Here is a 19,912-nt window from a genome sequence, read left to right on the forward strand (position 1 = left end):
CTCCGGCATCCCGTTCCGGCAGGTTATTTCCCGTAGACGTAGAACCCCTCTCCAGAGGCGACGCCCATCTTTCCCTTGTCGATATAGTTTTCCTTCAGATAGCGGGCGAAGGCCTGCGCTTTCGGATCGCCGTTCGAGGAGATATACCAGGCGGTACCGAGACCGACGATGTCGTAGATCTCGAACGGCCCTTTCGGCGCGCCGGTGGCGATCTTCCATGTCCTGTCGATGGCCTGCGGATCGGCGATGCCGTCGACCAGAAGCCCGGAAGCGGCGGACAGAAACGGCACCAGCAGCGAGTTCAGCACATAGCCCGCTTTCTCCTTGCGGATCTCGATCGGAACCATGCCGATGGCGCGGGCGAAGGCGACCACCTGTTCGTAGACGGCGGGATCGGTCCCGGCATGGCCCATGACCTCGGCCACGTTGTGCTTCCATATCTCGTTGGCGAAATGCAGCGCGAGGAAGCGCTCGGGGCGGCCGGTCGATCCCGCCATGGCGCTGGGCAGGAGCGTCGAGGAATTGGTGACGAAGATCGTGCGCGGCGGAGCGGCGGCTCCGAGACGGGCGTAGACCTGCCGCTTCAGCTCCAGCTTCTCGGGAATCGCTTCGATCACCAGATCGGCGGCCCCGGCGGCGGCCTCAAGATCGTCCGTCCAGGCGATGCGCGCCTTCGCGGCCTCGGCCGAGGCCCCGTCCGCGCCAGGAATATCTTCCAGCAAGCGCAGGGCGAAGGCGTCAACCAGCCCCCTCCCCTTTGCCAGCGCGGCCTCATCGATGTCGTAGGCGATGACGGAAAATCCGTGCCAGGCGGCCTGAAGCGCGATCTGCGCCCCGAGGATACCGGTTCCGAGCACGGTGACAGTGGCTATGGTCATGGACGTTTCTCCTGCGGATGATGCGGCCGGCAGACGGCGCGCGGATATCGGCGGCAGCCGCCCGTCAGGCCGGGCAGCCGGTGATGGCGCGGAAGAAGGCGAGCAGGATGCGGTCGCGCGGCAGGGAATCCGGCACGCTGCCCTGCACGATCAGCCCCGCCCACAATGCGTAGAGCCCGATGGCGATCTGCCGCGGCTCCATCGCCGGTTTCAACCGATGAAGGCGGATCAGATCCTCCAAAAGCAGGGTGAATTCGCCGTGGCAGGCGGCCTTGTATTCGTTGTAGCGGCTGGCGAAGGCGGCATCGCGCTGCGCATGAAGCTGCAACTCGATCGAAAGAAGCGACCATTGCGGCTCGGCCGCCAGTTCGGCCAGCCTCGCCGCCAGCCGCGTCATCGCGGCATCGAGATCGCCCCGGTCGGTCCCGGCAAGAATGTCGCGCAGAAAGGCCACCTCGCTCTGGACATGCATCTGCATGATTTCCAGAAGCAGATCCTCCTTCGTGCTGAAGTTGGAATAGAATGCGCCCTGGGTATGGCCCGCGGCCTCGCAGATATGCCGGATCGAGGCGGCGGCCAGCCCTTCCGAGGCGATCGAGGCGTTCGCGGCGGCGATCAGGCGCCGGCGTGTCTGTTCCTGAGCTTCCTTGCGTGTCAAGCGCATGATGGCACCCTTGCCTTTTTCTGATTGCGGCACGCCGCCCCTGCGGGGACGGCGTGCCGTTGCCGTTCAGTCGCGTTTTCCGCGCACCGTCTCGCGGAACCGCTCAAGCCAGCCGAACACCGTCGCCACGGCCTGCCCGCCCTTGCCGAGAAGATTGGACAACTCGCTTTCGGCATGCTCCAGCGTCGTCTCCTCCTTCTCCGGCAACGGCGGCAGGATATGGGCGTAATAGGTCTTGTCGAGCAGCCGGTGCAAGAGCCGCTCGCCGGGGAAGGGTTCGTTGCTGTTGAGCGCCCGCGCTCCTTTCAGGATATTGCGGATGTCGTATTGCGTCGGGCTGATGTCGGCCACCTGCTTGGGCAGACCTAGCAGGGTATAGACGCCTATGCGCGCGGTGCGGACCGAACTTTCCATCGTGAAGATGATGTCGTTCGAGGTTTCGACGAACTGGCCGAGCAAAGCCAGGTTGGTGCAGCCTTCCGGCACGACATGCGGCCTGTCTCCCGCCGCGCGCGGCATGAACTGCGCTGTGATATAGGGCATCAGCGCCAGCCGCACCTTGGTGTTGGCCGCGATCTCGTCGATCTGCCCGACGATGCCGAGGTGATAGCAGAGCTCCGTCAGAACCTCGCGCCCGTTGCAGGCAGGCATCGGTTTCTTGACGTAATTGCCGTCCTTGTCCATCAAAAGCGCATAGACCCACAGCACCAGCACGTCACCCGGCTGGTCCGGAAAATGCGGCTGGCGGTTGCAGGTGACGCTCAGCACCCAGTTGGAATCGGTGAAGGTGATGATGCCGCCGGTGACCGTTTTGCCCGAATAGGGATCGTTGACCGAAAGCTCCTTGAGCTTGTCGACGAGCGGCGACGGTTTGCAGGTGAGCGTCGCCGATTCCCACATCGAGCCGTCGACATTGCCGTAGAATTTTTCAGGCTTGCCGAAGACCGGCGATTTCCTCGCCAGGTTCTTCCACAGCGTCCAGTCGCTGTCCTCGCCCGGCTCCGCCTTGCCGCGTTCAAGCACGGGCGCGGTGTCCATGTCGCCATAAGCGGTGCCCTCGGTCATCGAGCCGGTCAGCGCGAAGACCACGTCATCGGGGCCGAGATCGATCACCTCGTCCCGGCCATCGACCTTGCAGCGGATGGCGGTCACCGTCCGCTTGCCCTCCGCTTCGGTCATGTCGAGATCGTAGGCGCGGGTGTCGAACTGCACCTTCACGCCCTTTTCCTTCAAAAGGCGGATGAGCGGCACGACGAAACTGTCATACTGGTTGTATTTCGGGAAGACCAGCGCCGACATGTCCGTCAGGCCGTCGATGGCGTCGAGGAAACGGTGCATGTAGAGCTTCACCTCGAGCAGGCTCTGCCAGTTCTCGAAGGCGAACATCGACCGCCACAGATACCAGAAATTGGTCTGCAGGAAGCTTTCGCTGAAATAGTCCTCGATGGTGATGTCGTCGAGGTCCTCCTTGCGCTTCAGGAGCAGCTTGACGATCTCCCACTGATGCGCCCTGCTGAGCCCGAGGGTCGAGAAGTCGCGGATCTCGCCCTGTTTGTGCATCAGGCGCGCTTTCGACCAGTTCGGGTCGTTGTCGTTCACCAGCCGGTATTCGTCGAGCACGCTGTAGGGCTCGGGCAGTTCCAATGCCGGCACGTCCTGGAAGACGTCCCAGAAATTGTCGTAGTTCCAGTTCATCTCGCGGCCGCCGCGAATGATATAGCCGTCCTCGGCGTTGCCCGCGCCGTCCAGCGAGCCGCCCTCGATATTCATCGTGTCGAGGATGGTGATGTCCTCGCCCTTCATGCGGCCGTCGCGCAGCATGTAGAAGGCCGCCGCGAGCCCGGCGACGCCGCTGCCGACGATCCAGGCCTTGCGCCCTTCGACCGGCGTGACCGGCAGCGGGCGGTTGCGCATGTAGGGACCCATCGTGTCGGGCGGCGGCAGCGTGTCCTGCGGGCCTTTCCGCCAGAAGGCTTCGCCCACATTGGCTTCGATCTTTATCCCCGGCTTCTGCCCGTTCGGCAGGGAGGTGGTCTTGTCGTTCATGATCGTCCTTTCCGTTTCCGCGCGCCGCAGCGCCGTTTCAGGGTACGACGTTATAAATATCACTCGAAATTCAAATATCAAATGATACTTGAATTATCTGCGCGCCCATCGGATTGTTACGGCCAGCAGCGCATATCCGATGGCCAGAACGATCTGGACCGCGACATCGTTCGCGACCGAGCGGAAATTCGCACCCATCTGGTTGACGCGGACGATAGCGGTGATCGCCGTGGTCGACGGGATCAGCAGGGAAAGCTCGCGCAAGACGGAGGGAATCTGTTCTACAGGCCAGGAAACGCCGGACAGGAAGAACAGTGGCATGCCCAGCACGACGAGGAAGAAGACGACGCCCTCCTTCCACGGGATCGACCAGGCGATGGCGAAGCCCATGGCGGTGACGGCGAAAAGGAAGGGGACGGCCACGAGGTAGAGCGTAACGATACCGCCGATGCGCGGAATACCAAGGACATAGGGCAGGAAGACGAGCGTCACCGCGATCCAGAAACAATAGAGAAGGATATAGGCCAGCGCCGCCGCAACCGCGGCCGGAGCGCGCGACGGCTGCCGGCCCGAATGTAGAATGCCGATGCCCATCAGCAGGGTCTGTTGCAGGATCAGAACGAAGGCGGCGGGCACGACGAAACTCGCATATCCGCCCTGCGGATTGAACAGCGGTGTGCTGGCAATGGTCATCGGGGCGACAAGCGCGGCCGCTTCTTCACCCGGAAGCCCGGCTGCGTTCAGGCGCTGGAACTGGATATCGGCCCCCAGACTGCGCGCGGCATCGCCCATGGCGCCCATCGCGGCATTGTAGAGCAGAAAGTAGCTTGCATCGCCGTAGCCTGCGATGGCAGAGCGCCGATCAGATAGCAGGTCTTCCTCGAAACGCGGCGGCACCACGACGATCCCGTAAGCCTGACGGGCATAAAACAGTTGCTTGGCGGCCGGCAGGTCGGCCACGATCGATACAATTTCGGCGGAATCGCTGCTGGCAACACGGCGCAGCAATTCCCGGCTGGCGGTCGACCCGTCCTGATCGACGGCGACGACGGGCACCTCGCGCACCACTTCTCCGAGATAGGGCTGAGGATAGAGGACGCAATAGATGACGATGGCGGCGATCATCGTGGACTTGGCGCCTGGATCGGCGGCGACTTGGCGCAATGCGGCGAGAATACCTGCGAACAAGGATCTCATGGCGTCTCTCCCACCGGCGGTTCCGCTTTCACCCGCACGGCGGGCCGGGCCGTTCTGCGGAACTGGAGAAGCGTCAAAAGGCCATAGACCGCCAGCAGCGCCAGCAGCCAGCCGAGGGTGGGCAGCGATATCTCCACCGGCGTCCCCCTGAGAGCCTGGTCGGTCCGCAGTTGCAGATAGGGCGTGAGCGGCAGGATCGCCCCCCATGCCACGGAAAATCCGTTCATGACGATGCGGGGAAAACTGACGCCGGCGAAGCCGAAAGCCGGACCGGTCAAAAGACCGCATAGGCCGAGCGCCGCGACCGTGTCGGCCAGCGACAGGGCCAGAAGGACGCCGAGCAGCTGGCTGGCAAGGATGAAGGCGAAGCCCGAGACGACATGCAGCAGCATGCTGCCATGAAAAGGCGCGCCGAAGAAGCCGAAGATGATGGCGTCGGCGGCAATCAGCGTCAGGCCGTAGGTGAAGGTGTAGGGCAAAAGCTTGCCCGCCGTCGCCCGCAGCGGCGTTTTTCCCAGTCGCAGGACCCGGGCAATTCCGGCCTTCGTATGCCGGTCGCGGGAAAAGGAGAGGACGGCGCCGGCGCATATGAAGATTTGCAGCACCGTCGGCATGATCGCCGCGAGCAGGAATTGCACGTAGTCGAGGGTGGGATTGAAAAGCGGGCTCTGCCGGAGCGGCACCGGAGCGGCGGCCTCGATGGCGGCTTCCCGCGTGGCGCCCCTGGCGATGCGCATTTCCACGGCCAGACCGGCGGAGAAGGTATTCAGCGCCCCGTTTATGGCGCGTGCGGCGATGCCTCCGGGCGTCATCAACTGGTTGTTGTAGAAAACCACGACTTCCGGGCGGCGGCCCAGGAGCAGATCCCGCTCCAGACCGGAGGGGATCAGGACGGCTGCATAGATCCTGCCGTCAAGAACGGCCTCTCTGCCTTCGGTCAGGTTGACCAGGCGTCCCGCAACCTCGACTTCGGGGGTCGCGTCGATCATCCGCACGATCTGCCTCGACATGGCGGTGCCGTCCTCGTCGATCACCGCCACCGGCAGGGCCGTCGGCAGCCCGGCATGGAATATAGCCGCGAGGATGAGAAACAGCAGAAGCGGAAACGGCCCGAGCATGAAGAACAGCGCCGGCCGTTTGGCGATCTGGCGCAGCTCGCGGCGGAATATGCGCCGGAAGCCGGGCGGGAGATGAGCGGCGGACACGGTCACCGCTCCAGCCGGTGGGATGCGCTCCATTCGACCAGCGCGCTCATGCCCGGACGCAGGTTCCGTTCCGCCGCCACCGGTTCGGCGCGCAGTTCGAAGGTCCGCAGGTCGAAATCGCCGGTCGCTTTCGTCGCCCGCCAGTTGGCGAAGCTTCCAAGCGCGTTGATCGCGGTGATCTTCGCCTCCACCAGCCGGTTCCCGAGGGCGGGAACGCGGACCTGAAGGGTCCGCCCGATCTCAAGCCCGTCGAGCAGGTCTTCGCGCACATTGAAGGTGAACCAGGCCCGGTCGACGTCGACAATGGATATCACCGGCGCACCGGCGCTGAAGAGCTTGCCCGGCTCGGCCATACGCGCCGTCACCTGTCCGTCGATGGGGGAACGGATCGTCAGTTCGGCGATATCGGCCGTGGTCTGGGCGACGGACGCCTCCGCCTGCCTGACCTGCGCCACCGCGACCGCCTTCTGCTCCACGCTGTTGCCGTTTTCCGCCAGTTGCAGGTTCGCTTCCGCCGCCTCGCGTGCGCGCAACGCCGCGTCCAGGCTATTGGAGGCCTGGTCGACCGCCTGCTGCGACGTGACCGACCGGTCGAGCAGGCCGGACAGGCGGTCGTAGGTGCGTTGGGCCAGAACGACATCCGCCTCGGCCTTGGAAAGCTCCGCCCTGCGCGCGGCGATGGTTTCGGGACGCGTCGAGAAGGTCAGCTCGCGGTTGGAGCGGGCGACGGCGAGGCTGGCTTCGGCCGTGTCGAGACCGGCCTTCAACTGCGGGCTGTCGAGTTCGACAAGCAGTTGCCCGGCCGTCACGCGATCGCCGAAACTGACCGGCGCGGAGGAAACCCGCCCCGCGACCTTGGTCGCCAGGTCGATCCGCGTCGCCTCCACCTCCCCCTGCACGAGCAGCGTGCGCGGCCGCTCCACCGACCAGGCGACATAAGCTCCCACCCCTGCCGCCAGAATGGCGGCGACTGCTACGGCCTTGCGTGCGGACATGCTCCGGTTCCCGATCTTGACTCGAATCCTGCTTGCGATAATTTGGAAAATAGAAAATTTCCGAATAGAGCAGATGACGCAAAAACTGACGGGAGTCAAGATCGTGGACGACAACAAGGCGAAACGCCGTGGGCGGGGTCGGCCGCCGGCTCGCAGCGCCGAGGAGACGGCCGGCGTGATCGTCGAAGCGGCGATCACCGAATTCCTGACGTCCGGATACGCCCAGACGAGCGTGGAGGCGGTGGCGCGCAGGGCGGGCATTTCCACGCGCACGCTTTACAGGCTGGTCGAAAACAAGGCGGCGCTGTTTCGCATGGCGGCCGAAAGCCGGATCGAGGCGAGCCTCGCTTCGCCGGATACGGCCGGGACGGCGCAATCGGGCGTGGAGGAGCAGCTCGCGCAGATCGTTCTGGGTTATGCGCGGCTGTTTCTTAGCGAGGAAGCGGCCAGGACAGCCCGGCTGGTCATGGCCGAAATGGATCAATTCCCGGAAGTCGGGGCCAGCTATCGGGAAATGGCCCTTAAGGTGTCCGATACGCTCGAAGCGCACATAAGGCGGCTTGCCGCCGCCGGAAAGATCGCCTGCCCCGAGCCGGCGCTGGCCGCCGATCTGCTCAGGGGCATGATCATCGGTCCGCAAAGGCAGATGCTGCTGGGGTTGAGGCCGCCCATGGGAGCCGTGGAACTGGAGGCATGGGCCGCCTCCTGCGTCCGCATGTTCCTTTACGGGCGAACGAGACTTTGAGGAGGCTGCCGCTACCCGCCCGAAATGGTCGGCGTCGATGCGCTGCCAAAACGGCAGGCCCGGCCGGGTGCAACGGTCGCCTTGTGAGATCGCCCCTGAATTCACGCAACGAACATTGAGATAATCAGCGCGTTGGCGATATCGATGAAAAAGCCGCAGACCAGCGGCACGATGATGAAAGCCCTGTGAGCAGGACCGTGGCGTTGGGCCACGGCGGCCATGTTTGCCATCGCCGTGGCAGTCGAACCCAACGCGATGCCGCCAAAGCCGGCGGACATGACGACCGCCTCGTAATCGCGCCCCATAGCCCTGAAAACGACGAAGAGCGCGTAGACGACAGCCAGGGCGATCTGGACGGCGAGCGTGCAGGCGATGAAGCCGAGCATACCCTTGAGGTCCCACAGTTGCAGCCCCATGAGCGCCATGGTGAGGAACAGCCCGAGCGAAAGATCGGAAAGCAGGGAAAAACCGTCGTCGAGGCTCGGCCAGATGCGGCGGATGCCCGCGCCGATGGCGCCGGGCAGCAGGTTTCGCATTGCGATCCCCGCCAGAATGCAGCTCACGAAGGCTGGCAGGGTAAGACTGCCTCTGTTCAGCACCTCGTTGATGCCCATGCCCAGCATGACCGTGACATTGAGGATGAGAATGGCCCAGAGCACCGCGAAATAGTCCAGTTTGGACGCTGGTTGACGGTCATAGGCGACGCCGACGTCGAGATGCCCTTCCCCGGCCGGCGCAATGCGGTGCTTGCGCATGAGAAACGCCGCCATCGGCCCGCCGATCACACATGCGGAGACGAGGCCGACGGTGTTCGCGGCGACGCCAAGCTCCAGGGCGTTTGCGATGCCGAGCCTCTCCACGAATGTCGGCGCCCAGGCGAGCGTCGTCCCCACGCCGCCGGTCAGCGAGATGGACCCGGCCATCAGCCCCGCTTTCGCCTCCATGCCGAAAAGAACGGCCATGCCGATCGCGGCGAAATTCTGGATGAAGATGAAAACGATCGCAAGGGCGAGAAGAACGAACAGCGGGCGCCCGCCTTTGAGCAGTGTGACGATGTCGGCCTTCAGCCCGATCCCGGCGAAAAAAAGCAGAAGCAGGAAGTCCTTCACCTCCAGGTCGAATGAAATCCTGACGCCGGAAAGCGGATAGATCAGAGCGACGATCGCCGCACAAAGAATGCCGCCGACGACAGGCTCGGGAATGGCATATTTCCGGAGCGTGGCGGAATGCAGCGTCATGAATTTCCCGGTGATCAGAATGACGATCGCCAGCGTGAACGAGAAAAACGCTTCGAAATGCATGATGGATTTCTCAATTTCTGGATTCCGCTCTTCAACCAACCTGATTGCCTGGCGAGAATGACTTCCGGAGACGCTACGCGCCCATGATCGGGCGCATGAAGGCCGGAGCGCCGTCCGTTACCGCAGGAATTGCCGGAAGCGCCTCAGGGAAAACAGGAACAGGAGCGTTCCTATCGTCAGCAGCGCCAGAAGTTGTGGCCAGACGACCGAAAATCCTGCGCCGCGAAACAACACCGATTGGGCGAGTATAACGAAATGCGTGTTCGGCGCAAGTCCCACCGCAAGCTGGACACCTCGATTTACCGCATTTTCTATCGCCGACGGGACGATTTGAGGCCCACCGCTGAGTTTGGCGGCCCTTTCAACGTGGGGATTTCGGCATTCCTGCTCCTTTCGGAGCCACTGCGCATCATGCGGCGGCGCGTTTTCCTTCATGGTACACGTATCGGAGCATGTTGTAGGCGATGTTGGCCATGCCGATCTTCGCCTTGGCCCTGTTGATACCGATCGTCCTGATGAATAGCTTCATCTTGTCCTTCTGCCTGGCAAAGACATGCTCGACGGCGGACCTGATCTTGGATCGTCGCCCATTGGCTTTCGACATCGCTTCCGGCATTGGCTTGCCCTTCGGCTTTCGCTGATGGATGTCCGACTTGAGGCCGTTCTTTTCCAGCCACTCCTCGTTGGTCTTCGACCGGTAGGCGCTGTCTGCCCAGACGGTCGAGGCCGTGTTGTCCTTGGCAACGACGTTGCGGAGTTGCGCGCCGTCATGGGCGGCCGCACTCGTCACCGTCCATCCCCGGATAAAGCCATGCGCCCGGTCGATGCCCGCATGGTTCTTATAGCCAAACATTGGAATGGCAATGTCATGCTGCTTGGTCGCGGCAGATGTCGGTGTTTCCGTCGGTTGCTTGGCCTTGGAATACTTCACCGTCCAGCGCGCATCGCGATCCTTCTGCGCAAGCTTGGCGGGCTTGTCCTTCCAGGCTTCAGGGGTCTCGCCTGCCTTGATTGCTTCCTTTTCATCCTGGCTGTTGTGCTGCTTTGGTGCCTGGATGATCGTGGCATCGACGATCTGGCCGCCCTTGGCCAGATAGCCCGACTTCGAGAGATGCTTGTTGAAGCGGGCAAACAGGTTGTCGATGGCACCGGCACGCACGAGGCTTTCGCGGAACAGCCAGATCGTTTTGGCATCCGGCACCTTCTGCGACAGGGAGAGACCCAGAAACCGCATGAACGACAGCCGATCCTGGATCACGAATTCGGCCTGGTCATCGGAAAGATTATACAGCGCCTGCAGCAGCAGAACCTTGAACATCATGACGGCTGGAAACGGCGGGCGGCCACCCTTCGACCCATCCGATCGCTTCAGTGCCTTGGCCAGCGGCTTCTCGAACACAAGCCAGGGAATGATCGCGTTCAGCTTCTCCAGAGGGTCGCCGACGGCACTCAGCCGCTCGTAACGTTCGTCCAAATCCCAGAACCCAGGCTGCCCGCGCATCATCCGCTCCTGCCAAATCACACAAGCCGGATTGAATCACGAAAACTGGTAAAGGGGGAGGTATTTCGAGGTGTCCATTCTTTTTGCCTGGGTCATTTCTGGCCTCCTTTCAACATCTGTCTTATCTCGTGGACCAGCGGGTTTTTCGATTTCCTGATGCGATATTTGATACGGGCCTTTGCGGCCTCGACCTGTGCGACGGTCAATTTCGTCGCTCGGGCGATCGCAATGTTGTTCTTCTCGGCAATGCCGGGCGGTTTAATGATGGCCACCATAACGTCCCTTGCTTCGGGGTCGTCGGCAAACACCTTCACGATGACTGCCGCCATAGCGGCCTGTAACTCTTTGTCGCGCTCATGACGCAACACAAGCTGTTCGGGGCTGGGGGCGCATGGCACTTCGTAGCCACGCGGCACACCGTTGATCTTGACGCGAGCGTTCGGCGGAATGGTGGTCGTCGCACCATTTGAAGCGAGAAGGTCTTCGTTGCCATGGTACTGCTCGACCTTCATTTCCCGCCTCTGTTCGTTACGCTTTTCGTTGCGTTCGGATCGTGCAAGGTCTCTTGACCCTGCTTTTTTCAGTGCCGCGTCGGCGATCTCAAAATTCCGTATCCGCTCTGTCTTCCTTCTGCCCCGTGGGGCAAGCATTTGACTAGGCTCAGGACCCATTGATTTGAATTGACGGCTGTGATTCAGATGGGCGTTTAGGAGCCTGACTGATGAGTAATTTGTTTTGGCTGACGGACGAGCAAATGGCTCGTCTTCAGCCGTATTTCCCCAAGAGCCATGGTCGCCAGCGCGTTGATGATCGACGCGTTCTGAGCGGCATCATTTTCGTTACACTGTTGTGCTTTGATCGCGAACCATGCGATCTGATCTGGGCCATAGGATATTCGCGCGCCGGCTACCCCTGGAGGTGCCTCCATCGTTATCAAGTGATAACCTCCACGGCGTCCCACCTCACGATAGTACGCGCTCCCAATCAGCGGGCTATTGACTTCCAATTATCATAGTTGATAGTTCCATTCGTCCAAGACCCGGAACGACCATGTACAAGCGTCTCATCGAGCATCGGGTGGAAGAAGCCCTTTCAGATACCCCGGTCGTCTTGATCGTGGGACCCCGCCGGGCGGGCAAGACCACCATCGCCAGAAAGATGGGGGAGATAGGGCGGACGTACATCACGCTCGACGATCAGACAGCGCTCGAAGCCGCGCGTTCAGATCCCGCCGGTTTCATTCGCGGCCTGGATCTCGCGATCATCGATGAAATCCAGCGCGCACCTGAACTTTTGCTCGCGATCAAGAAAACAGTGGACGAGGACTATCGTCCCGGCCGCTTTCTCCTGACCGGCTCAGCCAATGTGCTCACTTTGCCGCGAGTCGCCGATAGCCTTGCGGGCCGGATGGAAACCATTCGGATGCTGCCGCTGGCTCGCGCTGAAATAAATGGCCAGATGCCGACGTTTCTGGAACGTCTGTTTGCGGGGAAACATCAGGGAAACGGAGAGGCGATCGTTGGCGACGATCTCATCCAGTTCGTGCTGTCTGGCGGGTTTCCCGAGGCCATCAGCCGTGAGAGCGAACGGCGACGGCAGGATTGGGCGCGGTCCTATCTGACGTCGGTTCTGACCCGCGACCTCAGAGACATCGCAGAGATCGAGAAACTGACCGAGTTGCCGAAATTCGTTCGCCTGCTGGCGGAGCATTCAGGGCAGTTGGTCAATTACTCACAGTTCGGCTCGAGCATCAATGTCAGCCACAAGACGGGGCAGCGCTACGTGGCGCTGCTGGAGCAGGTCTTCCTCGTCTCGACATTGCAGCCTTGGTACACGAACGCACTGAAGCGGATCGCCAAGACGCCCAAGCTGCATTTTTTGGATTCCGGCCTTCTCGCTACGGCGCGCGGCTTGACCTTCGATCGGGTAAAGGCGGATCGCGGAACGTTTGGCGCGCTTCTGGAAAGCTTTGTGTTCGCCGAAGTCTTAAAGCTCATGGATGCTTCAGACCTGCGTGTGACACCCTATCATTTTCGGGATCAGCAGATGCACGAGGTGGATATCGTCCTGGAGCGCGATGACGGCATGATCGTAGGGATCGAGGTCAAGGCATCCGCTACGGTAAGGTCGAGCGACTTTGCGGGACTGCGGACCCTGGCTGACGCATGCAAGGACCGCTTCGCCTATGGCGTCGTGCTCTACGATAGCAAGGATGTTGTGCCCTTTGGCGATAGATTATCTGCTGCGCCGTTGTCCGCCTTGTGGAGCTAATAACCTGGACCGACAGGGTCCAAATGGAGCATGATCGAGATCTCTGACCCAGCAGGGGCTTCTTTTATTCCTCATCAGCCTCCTCCTCGGGGGTAAGCTGCTCGTTCTGAGCGGCCTGTCGGCTCAACAAACCTGCATCCTCGAGCGCCTCGATGTTCGGCAGGTCGCGCAACGTTTCCATGCCAAAGGCCGAGAGGAAGTGCGGCGTTGTCACATAGGTATACGGCGCACCCGGCGTCGGACTGCGTGGCCCGGAGCCGATGAAGCCAGCGCCGCGCAAATTGCCGATTGTGTCGCGGCTGACCTCCTTGCCAAAGATTTTCGACAGTTCGCCACGGGTGACCGGCTGAAAATATCCCACCGCCATCAACACCATCGCCTCGAACTCGGAGAGCGCCGCCGTCCCTCCCCTTGTCGGCGCCGAGGAAGCGCAGATCGTCTCGGCGAACCGCGGCCGGGTCCGATGTTGCCAGCCGCCGGCAACCGACACCAGTTCGTAGGGCCGGGAACTGAGTTCCTGCCGAAGGTCTTCGATCAGCAGGTCGATGCTGCAGTCTTTTCCCACCACCCGCGCCAGCGTCTCGCGGCTGACCGGCTCGGCCGAGGCAAAAATCACCGCCTCGACCCGCAGCATCCATTCCTGCCAACGCAGTTCTTGCGGCAGATCTTCCAGCTCCCGATCAAACAAGCGTGCGCTTGCGACGCTCGTCCTGTCCTTGCGGGATTGTTTGGCTGCAGAGGATCCGGCCATCGTCACAACCCAAAAATCCGGAAGGAGGAACGGCCGGAAAGTTCTCGTACCGCCTCGAAACTTTCGAGCCGTTCGAACAGCCGGTTGGCCGCCCAGCGTGATAGTTTTGAGCCGGGCGCGGAGGCCGGAACGGCGTCTTCGGTCAGCAATCGGCGGATCACCGGCGCGGCACCTTTTGTCCGCACCTTCGGCGCCACCGCCAATAGCCGTTCGGCCCGTCGATCGATTTCGACGGCGGAGCGCAGCGCTGCCTCAACACCGTCGACCAGCGCCAGGCAGATTGCTTTTGGGTAAGCCGGTTCGCCCGGCCGGACGCGACCACGGCCGCCGATGGTGCGGAAGGCGGGTCCATACCGCTCGGGCAGCAGCAATGGCACTGGCTTCGGCCAGTTCAGCTTTTGCGCCAACACCGTCTCGGCCAACCCAAGCGCCATTACCTCAGCGTCCGGGCGAGTGGCCGTCATCGCCGATATCAACTCGGCGACCACGAGGGGTACCAAGCGCCCAGACTGAATCGTGGTATCGACCATGTCGGGGATTGAGGCAAGGCCATCGTCCCATTTCATTCCCAGCAGTGTGGCCAGTTCCCTGACGAAGGGGGTGGTGATTGTTCCGGTTCGGCGCACGAGCATTCGGGTGGCCAAAAACAGCTTGCCGGCGGGCCCGGGATCGTCGCCGGAGCCGGTCAGCAGGACGGCGTCCCGGATGGCAGTTTCTTCCCCGCTCCGACCGAACATCCGAGCAGCCACGGTGGCCGATTTCAGGGCGAAACGATCACGCCAGCAGCCGAGCCATGGCGGGTCGGCGCGGATCAGATCATCAAGTGATTTCAGAGCGATACCGGCGGCAAAGGCGGCGTCGACATCGCTCGGGGCGCGGCCGCGTGACAGCGCCCAGCCCGGCAGGCGGGATGACCAGGCCGGTGAGGGCGAGTGCTGGGTCGCGATCGAATCCATGCCCAGAAGCATAGTTCATGTGCGCAGTTTATGCCAGCTATATCCCGATAAACCGCACAGCGTGTATGTCATTTAAAACGTCCGATAATCTTGCATTATCGGACATTGTTGACGCGCGTCTTAAGTTTTGGTAGATAATGACGAAAAGGTAGATTTTTGGAGGTTGTGGTGTCGCTGAACATCAAAAATCCAGCCACTGTAGCGCTCGTCGACGAGCTCGCTCGGCGCCAGGGTATCAGCAAAACGGCGGCAATCCACCAGGCCCTGACCGAGCGCCTTCACCGACTCGGGCATGCCGACGTCCCGAAGGACCGCATGCTTGATGAACTTCGCGCTATCAGAAAGAGGAGCACAGCTTCCAGAGTTGGAAAAGCGCAGCGACGAGGACATCGTCGGGTTCGATGAGCACGGAATCCCGAACTGATGGTCATCGATACATCGGCGATCGTCACGATCCTGCGCAACGAGCCACAGGCGGAACGACTTGAGAGAGCCATCGTCGCCGACCCGATCCGATTGGTACCGGCGACATGCGTGTTCGAAGCTCGCATGGTGATGGTCAGCCGTCGTGGCGAGCATGCATTGGCCGAAATCGACTTGTGGCTTTCCAAGATCGCGGCGGAAATCATTCCGGTCGATGCCGAGTTGGTCGATCTCGCCACCCAAGCGTGGCTCACCTATGGCATGGGCAGACATCGCGCCGGACTGAATTTTGCGGACTGCTTTTCCTACGCGCTGGCAAAGCGGGCCGACGACGCCCTTCTCTTCATCGGGGAAGATTTTAAGCAGACGGATATCGAAGCGGCATGAATAGTGAGGGAAAGATCATTGCTGATGAGGATCTGGCGGAGGTAGCCCCGTCCCCTGCCCCGCAGCCGGGGTTCGGCTTGCCGGGCCACCTTCAGGATCTCACCGATCGGGCGCGCGGCTACGTCGAGGCGGCCAGTTCCGTCAACACCCGCAAAGCTTACGCATCAGACTGGAAACATTTCTCTGCCTGGTGCCGACGCTCCAATCTTTCCCCCCTCCCCCCGCATCCTCAAACCGTTGGTCTCTACATCACCGCCTGCGCCTCGGGATCCGTGGAGCGTGGAGCCAAGCCAAATTCCGTTTCTACGATTGAACGACGCCTCTCATCGATATCCTGGAATTACGCGCAACGCGGCCTGAGCCTCGATCGTAAGGACCGGCATATTGCAACTGTCATGGCCGGCATTCGCAACAGCCATGCCCGCCCGCCGGTCCAGAAGGAAGCGGTCATGGCAACCGACATCATCGCCATGCTGGAAACGATCGATCGCGGCACGTTGCGTGGCATGCGCGACCGGGCGATGCTGCTGATCGGCTATGCCGGCGGACTTCGACGGTCCGAGATCGTTTGCCTCGATCTCAAGGCAGATCAGACCGAAGACGGTCGCGGTTGGATCGAGATCCTCGACAAAGGCATGCTGGTGACGCTTCGGGGCAAGACGGGTTGGCGTGAAGTGGAGATCGGTAGAGGCTCGTCCGACAACACCTGCCCCGTCCTCGCGCTCCAAACTTGGATCAAATACGCCAAGCTCGCCCATGGCCCCCTCTTCCGGCGGGTTACCGGACAAGGAAAGGCCGTTGGATCGGATCGCTTGAACGACAAAGAAATCGCCCGCCTAGTCAAGCGCACAGCGATGGCCGCGGGTATTCGAGGCGACCTGGCCGAGATCGAGCGTTGGTTGAAGTTCTCAGGGCACTCATTGCGGGCCGGCCTCGCCTCTTCTGCCGAAGTCGATGAGCGTTATGTCCAAAAGCAACTGGGGCACGCCTCGGCCGAGATGACCAGGCGGTATCAGCGACGTCGAGACAGGTTCAGGGTCAATCTAACTAAGGCCGCCGGACTATGACGTACGCAACGCATAGGGTTCGGCCTACCCGACCTTGTGAACACTTCGGATCGTAGGAATGCTGATCAGCCAGGGCGCCGCCCGTAACGAGCGCATCAACCTCAACCTCGCCTGCTCATTGGCGATGATAGCCGGCGCGTTGAATGCCGCAGCCTTCTATGCCGTTGGGTTCTTTTCCGCCAACATGACCGGCAACGTTTCATCTCTGTCCGACCATCTTGCGACCGCGCATTGGGGACAGGCAGTTTTTTTCTTCACCGTGATCATAATCTTCATCCTCGGTGCCGCGATTTCGTCCCTCCTTATCAACTCAGGACGGCGCCGCGGCATCGCGGCCATCTATGCCTATAGCATCCTCTTGGAAGCCATCCTGCTCGCTGTGCTCGGGATAGCGGACATCTGGTTCCTTGCAATGTGGCGCCCTCCCCTTTTAACACTTGGGCTGGCCTTTTTAATGGGATTGCAGAACGCCACCGTCACCCGAATTTCCGATGCTCGCGTGCGGACCACCCATGTCTCCGGGATGGCGACCGACGTAGGCATTGAACTTGGTATTGCGCTGGACATTCTTCGGGGACGAGAGCCAGACACGTACGCTGTTGAAAACCGTACACGGCTCACGTTACACATTTGGACGATAGGAGCTTTCCTTGTTGGAGGCATATTAGGCGTATTCGCTTATCAGCATGTAGGCGGGTACTTGTTGCTGATCTGTGCGGTATCTTTGTTCGTAATTTCACTCAAAGGGATCAGACTGAAGCGCAAGCCGTATGCCACCAGCGGCACAAGGCGAATTCGCTTGCCCCGCCGAAACTCCCGCTGATAGCTGCGTGAGTTGGATAGTGACACCATCAGTATCTTTGTAAGAGACGACTTGCGTCGGACTGCGGAATCTCCGCCTGCTTGCAGTTGAAGAACCGGCACAACAACCGGTATCGGCCGCTATTTGCGCCGACTCACTTCAGCCAAATGGGCAGTGATTCATTAATACGTGCAGCAACTCGGACGAAAATGATGATCGAACCGTGTTTATCGACTCTTTTTTTGGGAACCGTTATTATTGAATGAAAAAGGCCAACATCTGCCGGTTTCTGGGAGTTTGAGGCGAAATTCCGGCTTCATTCGCGACATGAATGGCCCAGCGTTAATATCTCATTAACTATAAAGCGCTTGCGGAAACCGGAAATCGCGTCTTATCTGTTTGCGGAGTTTAGCCGTGCGCTGGCAAAACTCCGTATCTTGGGTAAGAAAGTGCGGCAATGGTGAATTTGGATTTGGCACCTATCGAGGAGTTTTCGGGTTTTCGGGATCTTGTCCGAACCCATTCGGCTGCGCTGTCGGCGCAACTTCAAGCTTACCAAACTAAGATGTTTCCGCCCCACGCACGCAAGACGATTCGAAACTTCTCGCCGGCAGAGGCTGAGAAGCTTTTCGATTGCGCGGAAGGGTATCTTCGCACCATTGTTAGCGAGATGGAGAAACATGATAGCCTGAACTTCAAAGTGGCTTCTGGTCCAGGCAACCGTCGCGTATATTCTGTCGAGGACATTGCGAAAATACGCCAGTACATGGATGCGGGCAGTCGGCCGGCCGGGAGATACTTGCCCCATCGCCGTGAGGGTGAGGAACTTCAGATCATTGCTGTCATGAACTTTAAGGGCGGCTCGGGAAAGACAACGACATCAGCCCATCTTGCCCAATATCTGGCGCTTCGAGGATATCGCGTCCTTGCTGTCGATCTTGATCCTCAAGCGAGCTTATCGGCGTTGTTTGGAAGCCAGCCAGAAACGGATGTCGGTCCGAACGACACGATCTACGGCGCTATCCGATATGATGATGAGCGACGGCCGATCCAGGATATTGTCAGAGCAACCTATATTCCAGACCTTCATTTGATCCCCGGTAATCTTGAACTTATGGAATTCGAACATGCAACCCCTATGGCTCTGGCAAACCGAGTGCCCGGCGACAAGCTTTTCTTTGCCCGCGTGTCGGACGCGCTAGATGAGATCGCCGATGCTTATGACGTCGTAGTCATCGACTGCCCTCCCCAGCTTGGTTATTTGACGCTTTCTGCACTGACCGCAGCGACGTCAGTTCTGATTACAGTCCACCCACAAATGCTAGACGTCATGTCCATGAACCAGTTTTTGGCGATGACCAGTGACTTGATGGACACAATTGGAGAAGCGGGAGCCGACGATAAACAAAACTGGATGCGTTATCTCGTCACGCGTTTTGAACCCACCGACGGGCCTCAGCACCAGATGGTGGCGTTCCTGCGATCCTTGTTCGGAGCAAACGTAATGGTTAATTCCATGGTGAAGAGTACCGCGGTCTCAGACGCGGGCCTGACCAACCAGACCCTTTTTGAGGTCGACAGAAGTCAGTTTAACCGCGTCACCTATGATCGCGCGCTCGAAGCGATGAACAGTGTCAATCATGAGATTGAAGGACTCATCAAAAAGACGTGGGGTAGAACATGAGCCGAAAGAATCTGTTCTCCGACCTGCCAACACCTGTCGTAACGCCGGCACCGCCTCCACATGCCAGGCCTCTTCAGGGGTCTACGAAACCGATGTCAGCTATCAAGCGGTCGGTCGGAGATCTGAACGACCGCAGCCGCCGAGCCGATGAGATAGAAAAGAGCCTGATGGAAGGCCAGGCGGTAATCGAGATTGACGCCGGCATTGTAGAACCGTCGTTTGTTCAGGACCGCATGGACGGCGACATAGAAGGTTTGAAGGCATCGATCGCTGAACAAGGACAGCAGGTCCCTATTCTCGTTCGTCTGCATCCCGAATTTCCAGACAAGTATCAAGTTGCGTTCGGACATCGACGCCTCCGTGCGCTCAAAGAGCTTGGGATCAAGGCGAAAGCCATTGTCCGTGAACTGACCGACGAACAACTGGTGATCGCGCAGGGTCAAGAAAACAATGAGCGTGCGGATCTCACCTATATTGAGAAAGCGCGGTTCGCGGCCAATCTAAAGGACCGATTCACACGGGAGATTATCGTCGCGTCGATGTCAATCGATAGAGCAGACATCTCCCGTATGATGGCCCTTGTGGATGCTCTCCCGCCCGAACTGGTCGACGCAATTGGCCCGGCGCCCGGAATCGGACGGGGCAATTGGCAGCAATTGGCGGAGCTTCTTGAAAAGTTTCCCGAACCTGCAAAAGTTCACGATCTGGCTCGATCACTGAACACTCTCCCATCGGAGGAGCGGTTTAAAAAGATTATCGCTTATCTCAAACCCGCCCGTCTTGAGCGGGGAGTTCCGGTAGTGCTGTCGACATCAACTGGGGGGCGCTTGGCCCAACTCAAGAACGGCAGGACCAAACTTGAAATAACTATCGACAAGAAGGCCACGCCAGACTTCGCGACCTTCGTACTCGAACGACTGGCCGCGCTCTATGAGGAGCATCAGGCCAGCAAGGACAAAGAGAAGGAAGCTTAACCCGCAAAAGAAAAGAGCCCCCAAAACGTCGCCGTCTCGGAAGCCCTATTCTGTTCGTTAGCAAG

Annotated in this window: 20 protein-coding genes and 1 pseudogene; 9 read left to right on the top strand and 12 right to left on the bottom strand. The window is 60.3% G+C overall.

Annotated features, from left to right (window positions below; genetic code table 11):
* Positions 1 to 23: 23 nt before the first annotated feature.
* From OANT_RS24250 to OANT_RS24275, 6 genes are all read right to left on the bottom strand, one after another.
* On the bottom strand, positions 24 to 878 hold the full coding sequence (locus OANT_RS24250; RefSeq protein WP_011983006.1) for a 3-hydroxyacyl-CoA dehydrogenase: 855 nt from the start codon (positions 876 to 878) through the stop codon (positions 24 to 26).
* Between the two features lie 64 nt (positions 879 to 942).
* On the bottom strand, positions 943 to 1,542 hold the full coding sequence (locus tag OANT_RS24255) for a TetR/AcrR family transcriptional regulator (protein ID WP_035228312.1): 600 nt from the start codon (positions 1,540 to 1,542) through the stop codon (positions 943 to 945).
* 66 nt (positions 1,543 to 1,608) lie between these two features.
* Entirely contained in the window at positions 1,609 to 3,588 is a 1,980-nt protein-coding gene (locus tag OANT_RS24260; RefSeq protein ID WP_011983008.1) for an oleate hydratase, read from the bottom strand.
* Positions 3,589 to 3,681: 93 nt separating this feature from the next.
* Positions 3,682 to 4,785 carry an ABC transporter permease gene (locus OANT_RS24265; protein WP_011983009.1) on the bottom strand — a complete coding sequence of 368 codons (1,104 nt, stop codon included), beginning with the start codon at positions 4,783 to 4,785 and terminating at the stop codon, positions 3,682 to 3,684.
* Positions 4,782 to 5,990, bottom strand: coding sequence for an ABC transporter permease (locus tag OANT_RS24270; protein WP_011983010.1), 1,209 nt, complete (start codon positions 5,988 to 5,990; stop codon positions 4,782 to 4,784). Before OANT_RS24270 ends, OANT_RS24265 begins: the two co-directional genes overlap by 4 nt.
* 2 nt (positions 5,991 to 5,992) lie before the next feature.
* Positions 5,993 to 6,985, bottom strand: coding sequence for an HlyD family secretion protein (locus tag OANT_RS24275; protein ID WP_011983011.1), 993 nt, complete (start codon positions 6,983 to 6,985; stop codon positions 5,993 to 5,995).
* A gap of 73 nt (positions 6,986 to 7,058) precedes the next feature.
* On the opposite strand from OANT_RS24275, the gene OANT_RS24280 reads away from it, so the two are divergent.
* Complete coding sequence (locus tag OANT_RS24280) at positions 7,059 to 7,730, top strand: TetR/AcrR family transcriptional regulator (RefSeq protein ID WP_041545839.1); 672 nt, start codon at positions 7,059 to 7,061, stop codon at positions 7,728 to 7,730.
* A 101-nt stretch (positions 7,731 to 7,831) separates the two neighbouring features.
* Here the strand turns inward: OANT_RS24280 and gltS are convergent, their stop codons facing one another.
* The 4 genes from gltS to OANT_RS24300 all read right to left on the bottom strand — a co-directional run bounded on the left by gltS (position 7,832) and on the right by OANT_RS24300 (position 11,044).
* Positions 7,832 to 9,031, bottom strand: a complete 1,200-nt coding sequence (gltS, locus tag OANT_RS24285; RefSeq protein ID WP_011983013.1) for a sodium/glutamate symporter — start codon at positions 9,029 to 9,031, stop codon at positions 7,832 to 7,834.
* Between the two features lie 117 nt (positions 9,032 to 9,148).
* Positions 9,149 to 9,466 carry an ABC transporter permease gene (locus tag OANT_RS26620; RefSeq protein ID WP_024899803.1) on the bottom strand — a complete coding sequence of 106 codons (318 nt, stop codon included), beginning with the start codon at positions 9,464 to 9,466 and terminating at the stop codon, positions 9,149 to 9,151.
* Positions 9,441 to 10,532: an IS5 family transposase gene (locus OANT_RS24295; protein WP_011983014.1), complete on the bottom strand. Its 1,092-nt coding sequence runs from the start codon at positions 10,530 to 10,532 to the stop codon at positions 9,441 to 9,443. The genes OANT_RS26620 and OANT_RS24295 overlap by 26 nt, the downstream gene beginning before the upstream one ends.
* Positions 10,533 to 10,624: 92 nt before the next feature.
* Positions 10,625 to 11,044 (bottom strand): hypothetical protein, encoded by a 420-nt coding sequence (locus tag OANT_RS24300; protein WP_011983015.1) that lies wholly within the window; start codon positions 11,042 to 11,044, stop codon positions 10,625 to 10,627.
* 209 nt (positions 11,045 to 11,253) lie between these two features.
* Here OANT_RS24300 and OANT_RS26080 point away from each other — a divergent pair.
* Together OANT_RS26080 and OANT_RS24310 are read left to right on the top strand one after the other, a co-directional pair.
* A pseudogene (locus tag OANT_RS26080) lies at positions 11,254 to 11,373 on the top strand (IS5/IS1182 family transposase); the annotation flags it as partial.
* Positions 11,374 to 11,582: 209 nt separating this feature from the next.
* Entirely contained in the window at positions 11,583 to 12,803 is a 1,221-nt protein-coding gene (locus OANT_RS24310) for an ATP-binding protein (RefSeq protein WP_011983017.1), read from the top strand.
* Between the two features lie 64 nt (positions 12,804 to 12,867).
* Here the strand turns inward: OANT_RS24310 and scpB are convergent, their stop codons facing one another.
* Both scpB and OANT_RS24320 read right to left on the bottom strand, forming a co-directional pair.
* Entirely contained in the window at positions 12,868 to 13,554 is a 687-nt protein-coding gene (gene scpB / locus OANT_RS24315) for an SMC-Scp complex subunit ScpB (RefSeq protein WP_011983018.1), read from the bottom strand.
* A gap of 2 nt (positions 13,555 to 13,556) precedes the next feature.
* The gene (locus tag OANT_RS24320; protein WP_041545854.1) at positions 13,557 to 14,510 is read right to left on the bottom strand and encodes a DUF1403 family protein; all 954 of its coding nucleotides are present in this window, start codon (positions 14,508 to 14,510) and stop codon (positions 13,557 to 13,559) included.
* Between the two features lie 168 nt (positions 14,511 to 14,678).
* On the opposite strand from OANT_RS24320, the gene OANT_RS26085 reads away from it, so the two are divergent.
* From OANT_RS26085 to repB, 6 genes are all read left to right on the top strand, one after another.
* Positions 14,679 to 14,915, top strand: a complete 237-nt coding sequence (locus OANT_RS26085; RefSeq protein ID WP_234797304.1) for a type II toxin-antitoxin system VapB family antitoxin — start codon at positions 14,679 to 14,681, stop codon at positions 14,913 to 14,915.
* A gap of 18 nt (positions 14,916 to 14,933) precedes the next feature.
* Entirely contained in the window at positions 14,934 to 15,320 is a 387-nt protein-coding gene (locus OANT_RS24325; RefSeq protein WP_011983020.1) for a type II toxin-antitoxin system VapC family toxin, read from the top strand.
* On the top strand, positions 15,317 to 16,387 hold the full coding sequence (locus tag OANT_RS24330; protein ID WP_011983021.1) for a site-specific integrase: 1,071 nt from the start codon (positions 15,317 to 15,319) through the stop codon (positions 16,385 to 16,387). Before OANT_RS24325 ends, OANT_RS24330 begins: the two co-directional genes overlap by 4 nt.
* A 58-nt stretch (positions 16,388 to 16,445) precedes the next feature.
* On the top strand, positions 16,446 to 17,210 hold the full coding sequence (locus OANT_RS24335; RefSeq protein WP_011983022.1) for a YoaK family protein: 765 nt from the start codon (positions 16,446 to 16,448) through the stop codon (positions 17,208 to 17,210).
* 436 nt (positions 17,211 to 17,646) lie between these two features.
* The gene (gene repA, locus OANT_RS24340; RefSeq protein WP_011983023.1) at positions 17,647 to 18,873 is read left to right on the top strand and encodes a plasmid partitioning protein RepA; all 1,227 of its coding nucleotides are present in this window, start codon (positions 17,647 to 17,649) and stop codon (positions 18,871 to 18,873) included.
* Positions 18,870 to 19,847 (top strand): plasmid partitioning protein RepB, encoded by a 978-nt coding sequence (gene repB / locus OANT_RS24345; protein WP_011983024.1) that lies wholly within the window; start codon positions 18,870 to 18,872, stop codon positions 19,845 to 19,847. The genes repA and repB overlap by 4 nt, the downstream gene beginning before the upstream one ends.
* Positions 19,848 to 19,912: the final 65 nt, after the last annotated feature.

Origin of the sequence: Brucella anthropi ATCC 49188 (assembly GCF_000017405.1) — a bacterium.
Lineage (GTDB): Bacteria > Pseudomonadota > Alphaproteobacteria > Rhizobiales > Rhizobiaceae > Brucella > Brucella anthropi.

Coding starts and splice junctions, on each gene's coding strand:
- repA (WP_011983023.1), top strand. CDS start 17,647: ATGGTGAATTTGGATTTGGCACCTATCGAGGAGTTTTCGGGTTTTCGG.
- OANT_RS24300 (WP_011983015.1), bottom strand. CDS start 11,044: ATGAAGGTCGAGCAGTACCATGGCAACGAAGACCTTCTCGCTTCAAAT.
- OANT_RS24325 (WP_011983020.1), top strand. CDS start 14,934: ATGGTCATCGATACATCGGCGATCGTCACGATCCTGCGCAACGAGCCA.
- repB (WP_011983024.1), top strand. CDS start 18,870: ATGAGCCGAAAGAATCTGTTCTCCGACCTGCCAACACCTGTCGTAACG.
- OANT_RS24255 (WP_035228312.1), bottom strand. CDS start 1,542: ATGCGCTTGACACGCAAGGAAGCTCAGGAACAGACACGCCGGCGCCTG.
- OANT_RS24295 (WP_011983014.1), bottom strand. CDS start 10,532: ATGCGCGGGCAGCCTGGGTTCTGGGATTTGGACGAACGTTACGAGCGG.
- scpB (WP_011983018.1), bottom strand. CDS start 13,554: ATGGCCGGATCCTCTGCAGCCAAACAATCCCGCAAGGACAGGACGAGC.
- OANT_RS24250 (WP_011983006.1), bottom strand. CDS start 878: ATGACCATAGCCACTGTCACCGTGCTCGGAACCGGTATCCTCGGGGCG.
- OANT_RS24310 (WP_011983017.1), top strand. CDS start 11,583: ATGTACAAGCGTCTCATCGAGCATCGGGTGGAAGAAGCCCTTTCAGAT.
- OANT_RS24260 (WP_011983008.1), bottom strand. CDS start 3,588: ATGAACGACAAGACCACCTCCCTGCCGAACGGGCAGAAGCCGGGGATA.
- OANT_RS24280 (WP_041545839.1), top strand. CDS start 7,059: ATGACGCAAAAACTGACGGGAGTCAAGATCGTGGACGACAACAAGGCG.
- OANT_RS24265 (WP_011983009.1), bottom strand. CDS start 4,785: ATGAGATCCTTGTTCGCAGGTATTCTCGCCGCATTGCGCCAAGTCGCC.
- OANT_RS24330 (WP_011983021.1), top strand. CDS start 15,317: ATGAATAGTGAGGGAAAGATCATTGCTGATGAGGATCTGGCGGAGGTA.
- gltS (WP_011983013.1), bottom strand. CDS start 9,031: ATGCATTTCGAAGCGTTTTTCTCGTTCACGCTGGCGATCGTCATTCTG.
- OANT_RS24320 (WP_041545854.1), bottom strand. CDS start 14,510: ATGGATTCGATCGCGACCCAGCACTCGCCCTCACCGGCCTGGTCATCC.
- OANT_RS24335 (WP_011983022.1), top strand. CDS start 16,446: ATGCTGATCAGCCAGGGCGCCGCCCGTAACGAGCGCATCAACCTCAAC.
- OANT_RS26620 (WP_024899803.1), bottom strand. CDS start 9,466: ATGAAGGAAAACGCGCCGCCGCATGATGCGCAGTGGCTCCGAAAGGAG.
- OANT_RS24275 (WP_011983011.1), bottom strand. CDS start 6,985: ATGTCCGCACGCAAGGCCGTAGCAGTCGCCGCCATTCTGGCGGCAGGG.